Origin of the sequence: Rhizobium sp. R634, assembly GCF_002211305.1 — a bacterium.
Lineage (GTDB): Bacteria > Pseudomonadota > Alphaproteobacteria > Rhizobiales > Rhizobiaceae > Rhizobium.
This window is the reverse complement of record NZ_LOKW01000023.1, coordinates 505,741-520,348: the sequence shown is the minus strand read 5'-3', so window position 1 is coordinate 520,348 and position 14,608 is coordinate 505,741. Positions and strand designations below refer to the sequence as shown.

Annotated in this window: 11 protein-coding genes; 8 read left to right on the top strand and 3 right to left on the bottom strand. The window is 61.1% G+C overall.

Annotation, left to right across the window (positions count from 1 at the left end):
• Window positions 1-177 precede the first annotated feature (177 nt).
• Window positions 178-2,793: a GAF domain-containing protein gene (locus ATY77_RS20395; RefSeq protein ID WP_245314375.1), complete on the top strand. Its 2,616-nt coding sequence runs from the start codon at window positions 178-180 to the stop codon at window positions 2,791-2,793.
• Between the two features lie 330 nt (window positions 2,794-3,123).
• Here ATY77_RS20395 and ATY77_RS20390 read toward each other — a convergent pair whose 3' ends face one another.
• Window positions 3,124-3,396, bottom strand: coding sequence for an usg protein (locus ATY77_RS20390; RefSeq protein ID WP_088688570.1), 273 nt, complete (start codon window positions 3,394-3,396; stop codon window positions 3,124-3,126).
• Window positions 3,397-3,675: 279 nt separating this feature from the next.
• Here ATY77_RS20390 and groES point away from each other — a divergent pair, with 279 nt between their 5' ends.
• The 4 genes from groES to ATY77_RS20370 all read left to right on the top strand — a co-directional run bounded on the left by groES (window position 3,676) and on the right by ATY77_RS20370 (window position 6,439).
• Entirely contained in the window at window positions 3,676-3,990 is a 315-nt protein-coding gene (gene groES / locus ATY77_RS20385; protein WP_088688569.1) for a co-chaperone GroES, read from the top strand.
• Window positions 3,991-4,041: 51 nt separating this feature from the next.
• Window positions 4,042-5,670, top strand: coding sequence for a chaperonin GroEL (groL, locus tag ATY77_RS20380; RefSeq protein ID WP_088688568.1), 1,629 nt, complete (start codon window positions 4,042-4,044; stop codon window positions 5,668-5,670).
• A 92-nt stretch (window positions 5,671-5,762) separates the two neighbouring features.
• Window positions 5,763-6,140 carry a hypothetical protein gene (locus ATY77_RS20375; protein WP_088688567.1) on the top strand — a complete coding sequence of 126 codons (378 nt, stop codon included), beginning with the start codon at window positions 5,763-5,765 and terminating at the stop codon, window positions 6,138-6,140.
• Window positions 6,140-6,439 carry a DUF982 domain-containing protein gene (locus tag ATY77_RS20370; RefSeq protein ID WP_088688566.1) on the top strand — a complete coding sequence of 100 codons (300 nt, stop codon included), beginning with the start codon at window positions 6,140-6,142 and terminating at the stop codon, window positions 6,437-6,439. Before ATY77_RS20375 ends, ATY77_RS20370 begins: the two co-directional genes overlap by 1 nt.
• Window positions 6,440-6,864: 425 nt before the next feature.
• Here the strand turns inward: ATY77_RS20370 and ATY77_RS20365 are convergent, their stop codons facing one another.
• Window positions 6,865-8,049, bottom strand: coding sequence for an MFS transporter (locus ATY77_RS20365; RefSeq protein WP_245314374.1), 1,185 nt, complete (start codon window positions 8,047-8,049; stop codon window positions 6,865-6,867).
• Window positions 8,050-8,202: 153 nt separating this feature from the next.
• Complete coding sequence (locus ATY77_RS20360) at window positions 8,203-8,538, bottom strand: hypothetical protein (protein ID WP_088688564.1); 336 nt, start codon at window positions 8,536-8,538, stop codon at window positions 8,203-8,205.
• Between the two features lie 475 nt (window positions 8,539-9,013).
• Between ATY77_RS20360 and ATY77_RS20350 the strand changes: the two genes are divergently transcribed.
• From ATY77_RS20350 to ATY77_RS20340, 3 genes are read left to right on the top strand one after another with little or no spacing between them, the layout of a single operon-like run.
• Entirely contained in the window at window positions 9,014-9,769 is a 756-nt protein-coding gene (locus ATY77_RS20350; protein WP_088688612.1) for an ImuA family protein, read from the top strand.
• Entirely contained in the window at window positions 9,690-11,204 is a 1,515-nt protein-coding gene (locus ATY77_RS20345) for a DNA polymerase Y family protein (RefSeq protein WP_190237663.1), read from the top strand. The genes ATY77_RS20350 and ATY77_RS20345 overlap by 80 nt, the downstream gene beginning before the upstream one ends.
• Window positions 11,204-14,467: an error-prone DNA polymerase gene (locus ATY77_RS20340; RefSeq protein ID WP_088688562.1), complete on the top strand. Its 3,264-nt coding sequence runs from the start codon at window positions 11,204-11,206 to the stop codon at window positions 14,465-14,467. The genes ATY77_RS20345 and ATY77_RS20340 overlap by 1 nt, the downstream gene beginning before the upstream one ends.
• The last annotated feature ends 141 nt before the right edge of the window (window positions 14,468-14,608 follow it).

Below are 14,608 nucleotides of genomic sequence, written 5' to 3'. Positions count from 1 at the left end.
GCCTTAACACGCGGGGGCGCAATGACGGATACTGGGATCTGCACTGATGAGGGACTGATGGCTGCCCGGTCCGAGGGTTTGGAGACCGAGCTCACGTCAAACCCAGTCGTGGGGCTCCTGAGAACGGTTGACTTTGCACTTACGCCCCTTGGTTCGCCGGAACATTGGGATCAGTCTTTGAAGTCGGTGACGGCGCTCATGGTCGATAGCCAGTTCCCGATGTTCGTGGCATGGGGCGACGAACTGACCTTCCTTTACAACGATGCCTATGCGCAGATACTCGGAAGCAAGCATCCGGCCGCCTTTGGGGCGCGGTTCAAGGATATCTGGCAGGAGATCTGGGAGGACATCTTTCCGCTTATCGACAGGGCGATGAAAGGCATCGCAACTTTCAGCGAGGACCTTCCGCTTGTTATGAACCGGGCGGGCTATGACGAGCAAAGTTGGTTTACCTTCTCGTATTCGCCGGTTCGCGATCATCAGGGTGTAGTGCGGGGGATGTTCTGTGCCGTCACCGAAACCACCCGGCGCGTCATGCTGGAAAAAAGACAGTCCTTCCATCTCGCGTTGGAGGAGACCCTCAGGGATATCGCCGATCCGGTTGCAGTGATGGCCGCGGCTTCCGAAGCGTTGGGCAGAGCTCTCGGCATAGCACGGGTTGGTTACGGTGAAATCGATGAAAAAGAAGAGCATGTCACCGTGGAGCGCGACTGGACGGATGGGCGCATCGCAAGTGTAGCGGGCAAATACCGCATGAATGACTTCGGTCCGCCGATCATCGACGAGCTCAAGGCCGGGCGGGTCATGTGCGTGGACGACGTGGACCGGGACCATCGGGTCGGAAGCATGGCTGCGGCGTTCCATGCAATCGGATCGAGAACAGTCTTGGCAGTGCCCCTGATCAAACATGGCCGGTTCAGAGCTATGTTGTTTCTTCACCACCCGATTCCACACAAGTGGACGGATAACGATATTGCTCTCGCGACGGAGGTTGCCGAACGGACGTGGTCAGCTGTCGAGCGCGCAAAATCAGAGGCGGAGAAGACACGTTATACGGCGCGGCTGGATTTTCTGGACGCGCTTGGCAAGGCGACATCCGCGCTTCACAACGCGGATTCCATATTGGAAACCAGCACGCGCATGCTCGGCCAACAATTAGGTGTGTCCGTTTGCGCCTACGCCGATATGGACGCAGACGAGGACGGCTTCACCATTCGAGGAGACTGGGCAGCCCCCGGTTCGGGCCACATTACTGGCCGATACCATCTCAGAGATTTTGGCCGGCTCGCTGTTGATGAGCTTTCCGCCGGCCGCCCCCTTGTCATCAATGACAATTTGAAGGAGATCGCGCCGGAAGAGGCAGCCACGTTCCAGAAAATAGGCATTGCGGCGACCATCTGCCTGCCTCTGGTTAAAGGCGGCAAACTCACAGCGCTCATGGCCGTCCATCATAAGCTGCCGCATCATTGGACCGCTCATGAAATCGCCCTTGTCCAGGAGGTCACTGACCGCTCGTGGGCTCATATCGAACGGGTCAGATCGGAGGCGGAGTTGCTGGCGAGTCAGGCCGACCTGCGTCGGGCCAACGAGGTCTTGGAGGCAACGGTCGCGGAACGTACGGGCGAACTCATGGCAGCGGAAGAATCTCTGCGCCACGCGCAGAAGATGGAAGCCGTGGGGCAGCTTGCGGGCGGGCTTGCCCACGACTTCAACAATCTTCTCGCCGGGATCCTTGGCAGTCTGGAGGTGATGAGGACCCGCTTGGCACAGGGCCGATTGAACGATATCGATCGCTTTCTGACTGCGGCAGCCGGTGCGGCCACGCGCGGCGCGTCGCTGACGCAGCGTATGCTCGCTTTCTCCCGGAGACAAACACTTGCTCCGAAGCCGACCAATGTCACCAAGCTCATCACCTCGATGGAAGAGCTGCTTCGCCGCAGCGTCGGTCCTGCCGTGGCCGTCGAGGTCGTTCAGACATCCGGGGCCTGGCCAACGCTTGTCGATCCGGGTCAGTTGGAGAGTGCGCTGCTGAACCTGTGTATCAACGGACGCGATGCGATGCCATCTGGCGGCAGGTTGACGATCGAGACAGCAAATCATTGGATTGACGATCGCATGGCGTCTCTTCTGGGGCTCAAGGCCGGGCAGTATTTATCGGTGTCTGTCTCGGATACTGGTACGGGCATGTCGGCAGAAACAGTTGCTCGCGCTTTCGATCCGTTCTTTACAACCAAGCCGATCGGCGAGGGGACCGGCCTCGGTCTTTCGATGGTATGGGGTTTCGCGGGCCAATCTGGCGGCAGCGCAAAGATCTATTCTGAGTTGGGTGAAGGTACTACCGTGTCCATCTATCTGCCAAGGTTTACGGGGGACGTCGGCTCGGAAGAGACGCTTCCCGCTGGCAGGCTGACTGCAGCAGAGCGAGGTAAAACAATCCTGCTCGTCGACGACGAGCCCCTGATCCGCATGGTCTCCGCTGAACAACTCGAGGAATTGGGTTATCTGGTGATTCAGGCCGGCGACGCTCGTGAAGCAACCGAGGTGCTGGAAACAGGCCGGCGGATCGATCTGCTGTTGACCGATGTGGGGCTGCCCAATGGCATGAATGGTCGGCAGCTCGCCGATCGTGCCCGCGAATGGCACGCAAATCTGCCAGTCCTGTTTGTCACAGGCTACGCGGAGAATGCGCTTTTAAATCACGGACATTTATCTCCGGGCATGCAGGTATTGACCAAGCCGTTCGATATGGAGGCGCTGGCAAGAAGGGTGAAGGCTTCCATTGAGGGTCAATAGATGATCTCCAGGCGCGCTTTTCACTCAAAAAGATTCCTGGCCGTATCAAAGCGAAAACTAAAGGCGGCGCCATTGCTTATCTTGTCCGTTCTCAGGCGGTCACGTCACGGGTGCCAATCTGAGGCTGGATGGAGGGTTTGGCCAGCGCAGTGGCAGCTTGCGCCTCGGCCCCATTGTTCACATTCAAATACGTTGGACCGGTATGCTCACGCGACCTCTGACACTCCCCAAGGAGGCGGTATAGGTTTGCATCCGCCAAAGGCGATACGGGCCTCGTCCTGAGGCCGACTTTAGCTCGAAGCGGCCATTAGGGAATTTCGGTGTCAAGTCTCACTGCAACTTGAACTCGCCCGCGACGCGGCGCCATTCGTTTGGCCCGATCAGCCGTTGGTGCGTGTAGCGGACGGAATGAAGCGGCCCGTCAAGCGTGGACTGCCAGAAATCCAGAAACTTATGCATCTCCGGAAAGTCCGGAGCCAGATCGTAATCCTGCCAGACATAGCTTTGCAGGACGGATTCAAAATCAGGAATGCGATAGAGGATATGCGCTGTCGTCAGCCCGTAGCCGTTCAGCTGCCGGTCGAGATCTGATAAAAATTGCATGTTTCATCTCCGTTTCATGTCGATCGAAGGTCGCGCAAAATTCTGCGACGATCAACATAATCCCGAACGCGTCCACCATTTTAATGTTCCTTTACAGGGTGTTAGCAGCCATATCGGCCGAGTGCTGATTTTTTTACGTGGCCCTCTTGAAATCGAAAAAGCGCAGAACCAGATCTTTGCGCGCAGAACGCTCGACGAGAGGTTTTGCACCCGCCCGGACTGGTCATCCGGTCCGGCCAGGGGAACAACATCGTTATTGTTTGTCCATTGGAGGAAAACATGTCGTTCCGACCGCTTCATGATCGCATTCTCGTCCGCCGGGTCGATTCGGAGGAAAAGACCAAGGGCGGCATCATCATTCCCGATACTGCCAAGGAGAAGCCGCAGGAAGGCGAGGTCATCGCCGTCGGCCCCGGCGCGCGCAGCGAAGCCGGCCAGATCCAGGCGCTCGACGTCAAGGTCGGCGATCGCATCCTGTTCGGCAAGTGGTCGGGCACCGAGATCAAGGTCAATGGCGAAGATCTGCTGATCATGAAGGAAAGCGATGTCATGGGCATCATCGAGGCCCGGGCCGCCGAAAAGATCGCCGCCTGAGGCGATTTCCGCGCATTAGTCAAAAAAGCTGCCTATTGAAGGAGTGACAGAATGGCTGCGAAAGAAGTCAAGTTTCATAGCGATGCCCGTGAACGCATGCTGCGTGGGGTCGATGTGCTGGCCAATGCGGTGAAGGTGACGCTGGGTCCGAAGGGCCGCAACGTGGTGATCGACAAGTCCTTCGGCGCCCCGCGCATCACCAAGGACGGTGTCTCGGTCGCCAAAGAAATCGAGCTCGAAGACAAGTTCGAGAACATGGGCGCCCAGATGCTGCGCGAAGTGGCATCCAAGACCAACGACCTCGCTGGTGACGGTACCACCACTGCGACGGTGCTCGCCCAGGCGATCGTCAAGGAAGGCGCCAAGGCGGTTGCATCCGGCATGAACCCGATGGACCTGAAGCGGGGCATCGATCTGGCCGTTGAAGCCATCGTCGCCGAGCTGAAGACCAATGCCCGCAAGATCTCCAACAATTCGGAAATCGCCCAGGTCGGCACGATCTCGGCCAATGGCGATTCCGAAATCGGCCGCTACCTGGCCGAAGCGATGGAGAAAGTCGGCAACGAAGGCGTCATCACGGTTGAAGAAGCCAAGACCGCCGAAACCGAGCTCGAAGTCGTCGAAGGCATGCAGTTCGACCGCGGTTATTTGAGCCCCTACTTCGTCACCAACCAGGACAAGATGCGGGTCGAGCTCGAGGATCCTTATATCCTCATTCACGAGAAGAAGCTCTCGAACCTGCAGTCGATACTGCCGGTGCTCGAAGCCGTCGTCCAGTCCGGCAAGCCGCTCCTGATCATTGCTGAAGACGTCGAAGGCGAAGCCCTTGCAACGCTCGTCGTCAACAAGCTGCGCGGCGGCCTGAAGATCGCTGCCGTCAAGGCTCCTGGCTTCGGCGACCGCCGCAAAGCCATGCTCGAAGACATCGCCATCCTGACGGGCGGCACCGTCATCTCGGAAGATCTCGGCATCAAGCTCGAGAACGTGACGCTCAACATGCTCGGTCGCGCCAAGAAGGTGGCGATCGAAAAGGAAAACACCACCATCATCGACGGCGCCGGTTCGAAGGCGGAACTCGACGGTCGCACCGCTCAGATCCGCGCCCAGATCGAGGAAACCACCTCCGACTACGACCGGGAGAAGCTGCAGGAACGCCTTGCCAAGCTCGCCGGCGGCGTTGCCGTCATTCGCGTCGGCGGCTCGACCGAGGTCGAAGTGAAGGAGAAGAAGGATCGCGTCGACGACGCGCTGCATGCGACGCGGGCGGCGGTCGAGGAAGGCATTCTGCCGGGCGGCGGCGTGGCGCTGCTGCGCGCGGTCAAGGCGCTCGACGCGATCAAGACCGCCAATGACGACCAGCGCGTCGGCGTCGACATCGTTCGCCGCGCCATCGAGGCACCGGTTCGCCAGATCGCCGAAAATGCCGGAGCCGAAGGCTCCATCATCGTCGGCAAGCTGCGCGAAAAGAGCGAGTTCTCCTACGGCTGGAACGCCCAAACGGGTGAATATGGCGACCTCTATACGCAGGGCGTGATCGATCCGGCCAAGGTCGTCCGCACCGCGCTGCAGGATGCCGCCTCCGTTGCGGGCCTGCTGGTGACGACGGAAGCGATGATCGCCGAGAAGCCGAAGAAGGAAGCCGCTCCGGCAATGCCGGCCGGCGCCGGCATGGACTTCTAAACGATTGCTCGGCCCGCCCCGCCTTCGGGGCGGGCCACCCCACATACCCTCATATGAACCAGTTCCATCAGTCGACACAATGGAGCCAAGCCATGAGAAAGGAAAACACAAGCAACTTCTCCCAGCCGCAAGCCGCCGCGGCGATCAGCGCGGCGCACCTGCTGCATCCGGCAAAACATTTCAGTCATCCCCGTGATGTGCTGACCGCCACCGACATCAGCGTTGAGGAAAAGCGGGCCATTCTCGCCGCCTGGGCATCCGATTGCTTTGCGATCGAATCGGTACCTGCACTGCGACTCTATCCCGGGGCGGAAAGAGCCGTTTCCTATGATGAGATCCTTGAGGCCCTCAAGGTGTTGGACAAAGGGGATCGGCAATCCGGCGGGCCAGGCCCATCGGCCCTCTCACATGGCAGGAGGCCCCGTCGCGGCTCCGCCGGTCAAGACTTGGGGTTGGGAAGGAGAATATGATGAAGCCCGATATGTTCAGACAGCCTGTCTCCGTTCTTGTTGGTCTTGGGTTTCCATTTGAGGTCCGCAGCGTGATGGACGCCTATCGGCATCTCACCGAGTGGCCGACGTCGTTGCGGGATAGCGCGCATTCCATCGCGCTCAAGGCGTGCGGTGCCGCGCTCCGCGGCGAGATCGAGCCGGAGACGGCGCGCGGTCTGTATGTTGCCTTCGCCGAAAAACACGATCTGCTGGCACCCGAAGACCAAGTCATTGCTGTCTCTCAGATGTCGCGGGACAGGGATCCTCGGCCATACTGAGATACAGCCGGTTATGACAGCACCTCGAGCCGCCTGGTCACGAGCGCATTTTGCTGCTGGTCGCTCGCAAATGCGCAAGCTTGCGACGCAGGCAGCGGCGAGAAATGAGCCGCTGCCGATGCGATACCATCGGCTGTTTTGAACCTGACTTTATCTCGGCTTGCCAGCGTTTGCTGCGGTCCTGCGAATTGTCTGGCTGATGATTGCGCGCAAACCGGGCGGCTCCGCCTGTCGTTTCAGCCGGTCGCTTTCACCCGATAGCCGCCGCGACGCGAAGCACGGGCTAAGCTCGGCCGAGGCGAAAAGGGCGACCTCAAGCACTGAAAGCTCTTGCGGCTCTCCATTGACGTCGCTCACCTGACGATCGGTCCGGCTATAGACCGATAACGCAGCCCAACGCCCTCAAAGGCTTATGGCTGAACTTGTCAATCCTTCGGCAACGCCATCGTTATGCACGCCGCAATCAAAGCCATGACCGCCACGGCGAGATAGATGCCGTCGAAGCTTTGGGTCGATGTCTTGATCATCCCGCCGAAGAAGTTGCCCGTGGTACCGCCGATGCCCTGCAGCACCGTGCAGATACCCAGGACGGTCACTGCAAGGCCGGGCCCGGCGCGATGCGAGACATAGACCGGCAGCAGGCCATAAATCGGGTAGAAGCCAAGCGAAAAGAAGATCGCCGACGCCAAAGCCAGTTCCATCGAGGGGTCGATGGCGATAAGAGCGCCGGCAATGAGGAAGCTCGAGTAGCAGGCCAGCATGGCATGGCGTGATCCGAGGCGTGACGAGATCGCCCCCACGATGAAACCCGCGCCGATCCCCACTGCTCCGACGGTTGCCCAGAGCCAGGAGGCGAAACCGACCGAATAGCCCAGCTCCTCCCGCAAGAACGGAGAGAGATAGGTGAGATAGGGATAGGGCATCATGCCGTTGATAAAGCCGAGCACGAAAATCAGCGCCCCCCACGGCATGATCGGACGCAGGCTTGGCGACCCATCTCCAACTGCGGTTGTTGTTTGTCCTGTTGTCTCCTGAAGGAGGCCCGCTCGACCAAAGAGGATGGCAATGGCGATAGCCAGCGTGATGGTGAGTCCGGCCGTGACGTACCAGGCTATCCGCCAGTGACCGCTGCCGGCGAACGCTGATGCAAGCCCGCTGTTGATCAGAACTCCATAGGCTGGTGCACTGGAGATCAGACTCATGGCAAGACCGCGTTGCTCGGTGGTCACGACGCGCGAGGCAAGATCGATCATCGGAACGAACGTCGATGCGCCGGTCCCGCCGGCGATCATGAGAAGGCAGGCGGTGATATAGATATTGCCGGTGGCGGCAATGCACACGAGGCAAAGCCCGCAAAGAGACACGGAGGCCACGACTGTCCGCGCGGCCCCGATCCGATGGACGAGCCAGGTGCCGAGCAACGCGAAAGCGACAGTCGAAAGTTGGACCATGCCGGTGACGACGCCCACGAATCCATAGTCGAAGCCAAGGTCACGACGCATGTCGGGGATGATCTGCGGGAAGAGGCTAAGGCCAAAACCATAGCACGTGGCAACGCAGGCGATCATGAGGGCGACAAGAATCTCACCTCTCAGGCGTAGGCTTGTCACGATGATCGGTCCCCTCGATAAACATCCGCGCATTTGCCGCGATTATCAACTACCGATCTCAGGGCAAAGGCGATTCTGGCTGTTTGATCGCAGGCATCGCGACTGGCTTGTGCGGATCGGTATCCACTTTTTCGAGGCGGTGGGTCGTTGGTCTCATTCTTCATCCTGATCGGGCGGAAATTCCAGCATTTCCAGCTCGTATTCGAGGCTGCCGATCTTATCGAACAGCGCCTGTTCGTAATTGGAAAGAACGCTGCCAAGATGCGCAAGGGCCTCCGCCTGCGGTTTCGTGCCGTCATTCGGCGTGTAGACGATTTCTCCGCCATAGGCGAGATCGATATAGCTTTGAACAAGCGCCAGTTCATTTCTGGCAAACTCGATGTTCGAGCGGATTGCTGCCAGATTCCGTTCTTCGGCCGTCGTTCCGAAGATCGTCCCAGACAGCGCCTCAAGGCGCTTTTCCTCGAACGATACGACGTTTTCCGTCATGGGGTATCCTCCTTGCTGAATGAAAGGCCATTTTCGGTGAGACAGGGGAAGCGGGTCTGGCAGCGGTCGACGCCATCTTCCGAAATCAGGCGAGGGCAGCCGAGGCTCAGCCGCCGGCGAAGCTGCTGGAACGTGAAACTCGCGCCGTACTGCTTGACCAGAGTCTTTCGGTCGAGCTCCGTGTTCCGATCACAGGCAATGCACTCGACTGAGACGACCGATCCACGGAAGTCGCGGAGCGTTGTCGGATCTTCATAGGTATTTTTTCTTATCGATGACATTTCAGAGCCTGTCGCCCGACCTCCGGTAGGCGATTGAATTCACTGGTTCTTCCGGTGGCGCAGGAAATGGGCGGGTTGTAGCCTGGCGACCACTCGCCTGTATATGCACATTGACTCACATGCCGCGTCGGAACAAATAGGGAACATACTCGCTTTCGAGCGAGATGAAAACCTATTTTGACGAAGGCTTCCGAATGGCGCAGATCAGCGCGAACCCGATCATCTCCGAACTTCGAGATCGCATTCAGCATCTCGAAGGGGCTGCAGCGCGACGAACATCCGTCCTTCCGTTCGGGCTGGCCGAGATCGATGCGCAGCTGCCGGGAGGTGGCCTGGCCTACGGCGCGCTGCATGAAGTCGCCGGCGGCGGCAACGGTGCGATCGACGGCGCGGCCGCGGCGCTCTTCATCGGCGGTATCGCGGCGCGGGCCACCGGCAAGGTGGTCTGGTGCCTCACCCGCTTCGATCTGTTCTTTCCCGCACTCGCCCAGGTCGGCCTTCACCCCGATCGTGTCATTTTCGTCGAATGCGACAAGGAAGAGACGGTGCTCGCAAGCTTCGAAGAGGCGTTGCGCTATGGCGGCCTCGGCGCCGTCGTCGCCGAGCTGGTGCGCCTGCCGATGACGGCATCGCGCCGGCTGCAGCTGGCGGCGGAAAAGTCCGGCACATTGGGGCTGGTGATCCGCCGATGGCGGCGCCAGACGGAAGCCTCCGATTTCGGCATGCCGACGGCAGCTGTGACCCGCTGGCGGATCTCGGTGCTGCCGTCCGAGCCGCTGCCCGTGCCGGGCGTCGGCCGCGCGCGGTGGCTGGCGGAGCTGATGCGGGTCAGGGCAGGCGAGGGAGGACAATTCATTATCGGAGCATGTGATGGCCAGGGTCGTATCTGTCTTTCTTCCGACACTGCCGACCGACCGGATCAGGCGCGCCGATCCTTCGCTCAATCCTGACACGCCGCTGGTGGTGATTGCCAGGAGCGGGTCGAAGCGATGGGTGGCGGCGGCCGACCGGGCAGCTGCGAAACTCGGGCTTCGCGTCGGCATGCCGGCCGCTAAGGCACAGGCGCTGGTTCAGGGATTGACGATGGTGGATGCCGATCCGGCGGCGGATCTGACGACACTGGAACGGCTGACGCTGTGGGCCTTGTCGCAATATTCTCCCGTTGTCGGCATGGATCCCCCTGATGGCATTGTCATGGATACCGAAGGTGCCGATCACCTGCAGGGCGGCGAGGACCTGATGCTCTCCGGTCTCGTCAACCGCTTCCGTGTCCGGGGTCTCGCGGCGCGCGCAGCGATCGCAGACACCTGGGGTGCGGCGCATGCGCTCGCCCGGTTTACGGATCGCGAGACAGTCATCATCCCGCGCGGCGACACCTCCAAGGCGGTCAACCGTCTGCCACTATCCTCACTGCGGCTGCCGGCCGAGATCGTCGGGAGCCTCCGAACCCTCGGCTTCGCTACCGTCGGTGATCTGGCAGTGACGCCGCGGGCGCCGCTGACGCTGCGTTTCGGCCCGGAAGTCGGACGCCGCCTCGATCAGATGTTCGGCCGGCTCGCCGAGCCCATCGACCCGATCCGGCCAGCTGATCTCGTCGAGGTGCAAAAATCCTTTGCCGAACCGATCGGCGCCCCGGAGACCATCGAGAAATATGTGAGCCGCCTGGTGCGGCAGCTCTGTCTGGAGCTCGAGAAGAAAGGACTTGGCGTGCGGCGCGCCGATCTGATCGTCCACCGCGTCGACAACACAATTCAGTCGCTCCGGGCCGGCACGGCCAAGCCTGTCCGAGATATCGCCTGGCTGACGAAACTCTTCCGCGACCGGATCGAGAAGATCGAGCCGGGCTTCGGGATCGAGAAGCTGAGCCTCGCCGCAATCGCCGCCGAACCGCTCGTTGAGGCGCAGTCGGCCTCCTCGCTGATCGAAGAGCAGATCACCGATGTAACGCCGCTGATCGACGTGCTGGGAAACCGCGGCGGTCAGCGGATTTTCCGTGTCGCGCCGGTGGCAAGCGACGTGCCGGAGCGCAGTGTCCGGCGGATCGCACCGACGGCGGACGAGGTCGGCGCCACCTGGCCACTCCATTGGCCGCGGCCGTCGCGGCTCTTGCCACACCCGGAAGCGATCGAGGTGATTGCGCTGTTGCCCGATCATCCGCCGGTTTCCTTTACCTGGCGTGGCAAGCGGCGCCGGGTGCAGCGCGCCGACGGCCCGGAGCGGATTTTCGGGGAATGGTGGCAGCGCAGCTCCGAATGGGTCGCGGTTCGAGACTATTTCGTCCTCGAGGATGATGCCGGCGAGCGTTTTTGGATTTTCCGCTCCGGCGATGGCGTCGACGCCGACACCGGATCGCACCAATGGTTCGTGCATGGGGTGTTTGCCTGATGCGCTATGCCGAACTGCAGGTCACCACGCATTTCTCGTTCCTTCGCGGCGCAAGTTCGGCCGAAGAACTCTTTGCGACCGCCAAGCTCATGGGCATCGAGGCGCTCGGCATCGTCGACCGCAACAGCCTGGCCGGCATCGTCCGGGCGCTCGAAGCCTCGCGCGCCACCGGCCTGCGGCTCGTCGTCGGTTGCCGGCTCGATCTGGCTGACGGCATGTCGATCCTCGTCTATCCCACCGACCGCACTGCCTATTCGCGGCTGACGCGGCTCTTGACGCTGGGCAAGGGCCGCGGCGGCAAAGCCAACTGCATCCTGCATCTCGAGGATGTGGCGCACTACTGCGAAGGCCTGATTGGCGTCCTTGTCCCGGATATGCCGGACGATGGCTGCGCCGTGCAGCTGAGGAAGATGGCCGAGATTTTCGGCGACCGCGCCTACGTCTCGCTCTGTCTGCGCCGGCGGCCGAACGATCAGCTGCGGCTGCACGAAATATCGAACCTGGCGGCGCAGCACCGGGTGAAGACGGTCGTCACCAATGACGTGCTGTTTCATGAACCCGGCCGGCGGCAGCTGCAGGACGTCGTCACCTGCATTCGCACCGGCACGACTATCGACGATGTCGGCTTCGAGCGAGAGCGACATGCCGATCGCTACCTGAAGCCGCCGGAAGAGATGGCGCGTCTGTTTCCACGCTACCCGGAAGCGCTGGCACGCACGGTGGAGATCGTCGAGCGCTGCAGGTTCAGTCTGGAAGAGCTCGTCTACCAATATCCCGAGGAGGCTTTGATCCCGGGCACGACGGCGCAGCAGTCGCTGGAGCACTATACCTGGGAAGGCGTGAAGACGCGTTATCCGGAAGGGCTGCCAGCGCATGTCGAGAAGACGATCCGCCATGAACTCGCTCTGATCGAGACGATGAAATATGCCCCCTATTTTTTGACGGTCTTCTCGATCGTCCGCTATGCCCGATCGCAGGGCATTCTCTGCCAGGGCAGGGGATCGGCCGCGAATTCCGCCGTCTGCTATGTGCTCGGCATCACCTCGATCGATCCTGATACCAATGATCTCCTCTTTGAGCGCTTCGTCAGCCAGGAGCGCGACGAGCCGCCCGACATCGATGTCGACTTCGAACATGAGAGGCGAGAGGAGGTGATCCAATGGATCTACAGGACCTACGGCCATGACAAGGCCGCACTCTGCTCGACAGTGACCCGCTATCGTGCCAAGGGCGCCATTCGCGATGTCGGCAAAGCGCTCGGCCTGCCCGAGGATCTCATCAAGGCGCTTTCCTCCGGCATCTGGTCCTGGTCGGAAACTGTCGGCGAGAGCCAAGTGCGTGCTCTTGGCCTAAATCCGGAGGATCGGCGTCTCGCCTTGACGCTGCGGCTTGCCTCGCAGTTGATGGGAGCACCGCGGCATCTCGGCCAGCACCCGGGTGGCTTTGTCCTCACCCATGACAGGCTGGATCATCTTGTGCCGATCGAACCGGCGGCGATGGCCGATCGCCAGGTGATTGAATGGGACAAGGATGACGTCGAGGCGCTGAAAATGATGAAGGTCGATGTCTTAGCATTGGGCATGCTGACCTGCATGGCCAAAGCCTTTGCCCTCATTGGCGCGCACAAGCATCAGGATCTCGACCTCGCCACCATCCCGCAGGAAGACGCGGCGACCTATGCGATGATCTGCAAGGCCGACACGCTCGGCACTTTCCAGATCGAGAGCCGGGCACAGATGTCTATGCTCCCACGGATGAAGCCGGAGACCTTCTATGACCTCGTCATCCAGGTGGCGATCGTCCGGCCCGGACCGATCCAGGGTGACATGGTCCATCCGTATCTGCGCCGCCGCGAGGGCAAGGAAAAGGTCGAGTATCCGACGCCCGAACTGGAGGCGGTCTTGCACAGGACACTGGGCGTTCCTCTGTTTCAGGAGTCGGCGATGAAGATCGCGATGGTCTGTGCCGGTTTCACGGGCGGCGAAGCCGACCAACTCCGGAAATCCATGGCGACGTTTAAGTTCACCGGCGGCGTCAGCAGGTTCGAGGACAAGCTCGTTTCCGGCATGATCCGCAACGGCTATTCACCGGAGTTTGCCAAACGCACCTTCGGCCAATTGGAAGGCTTCGGTTCCTATGGTTTCCCCGAAAGTCATGCTGCCAGTTTCGCGCTGATCGCCTATGCCAGCAGCTACATCAAATGCCATTTCCCCGATGTCTTCTGCGCGGCTCTCCTGAACTCGCAGCCGATGGGGTTTTATGCTCCCGCCCAGATCGTAAGCGATGCGAGGAAACACGGCGTCGAGGTGCGACCGGTCTGCATCAACCGGTCGCGTTGGGACTGCACGCTCGAGGAGATGGAGGGCACTGACCGGCATGCGGTGCGGCTCGGCATGCGGCTGGTGCGCGGCTTGGCGACGGCGGACGCCGCGCGCATTGTCGCCGCGCGGGCCGACGAGCCTTTCGCATCGGTGGATGACATGTGGCGACGGTCGGGCGTGCCGGTTGCGTCGCTTGTCGAGCTGGCGCAAGCCGACGCGTTCCTGCCATCATTGCGGCTCGAACGGCGCGATGCGCTCTGGGCGATCAAGGCGCTTCGCGACGAGCCCCTTCCTCTGTTCACGGCTGCAGCCGAACGCGAGGCGCGGGCGATCGCCGAGCAGCAGGAGCCGGACGTCGAGCTCAGGCAGATGACCGACGGCCACAACGTCGTCGAAGACTACAGCCACGTCGGGTTGACACTGCGGGACCACCCCTTGCGATTCCTGCGCGCCGATCTCACCCGGCGACGGGTCGTCACCTGTGCAGAGGCGATGAGGGCGCGCGACGGCCAGTGGCTGATGGCGGCCGGCCTGGTGCTGGTGCGGCAGCGGCCGGGTTCGGCAAAGGGCGTGATGTTCATCACCATCGAGGACGAGACCGGCATTGCCAATGTCGTCGTCTGGCCGAAGCTGTTCGAACGGGCGCGCCGGGTGGTGCTCGGCGCCAGCATGATGGCGATCAACGGCAGGATCCAGCGCGAAGGCGAGGTGGTTCACCTAGTCGCCCAGCAGCTCTTCGACCTGTCGGGTGATCTATCAGGGCTTGCGGGGCGCGACGGCACGTTTCATCCACCAACCGGGCGCGGTGACGAATTCGCCCATGGCTCTCCCGGCAGTCCCGATTCACGCGAAAAGGCGCCTCCGGCGGTTCGGGCGAGGGACATGTTCACGCCGGATCTTCATATCGATACGCTGAAGATTAAGAGCCGGAATTTTCATTGATACATGGGAGGGAACAACGGGTCGTAGGTCCGTATTGGTTCAAGGCGGAGTGTCTTTCATTTGTCGAGACCTCGCGCGCGCCGATCGACGGGTGCTGGTGGGTTCGCTTGATGACGAAAGACGGGCCGAGCGCTCCCAGTG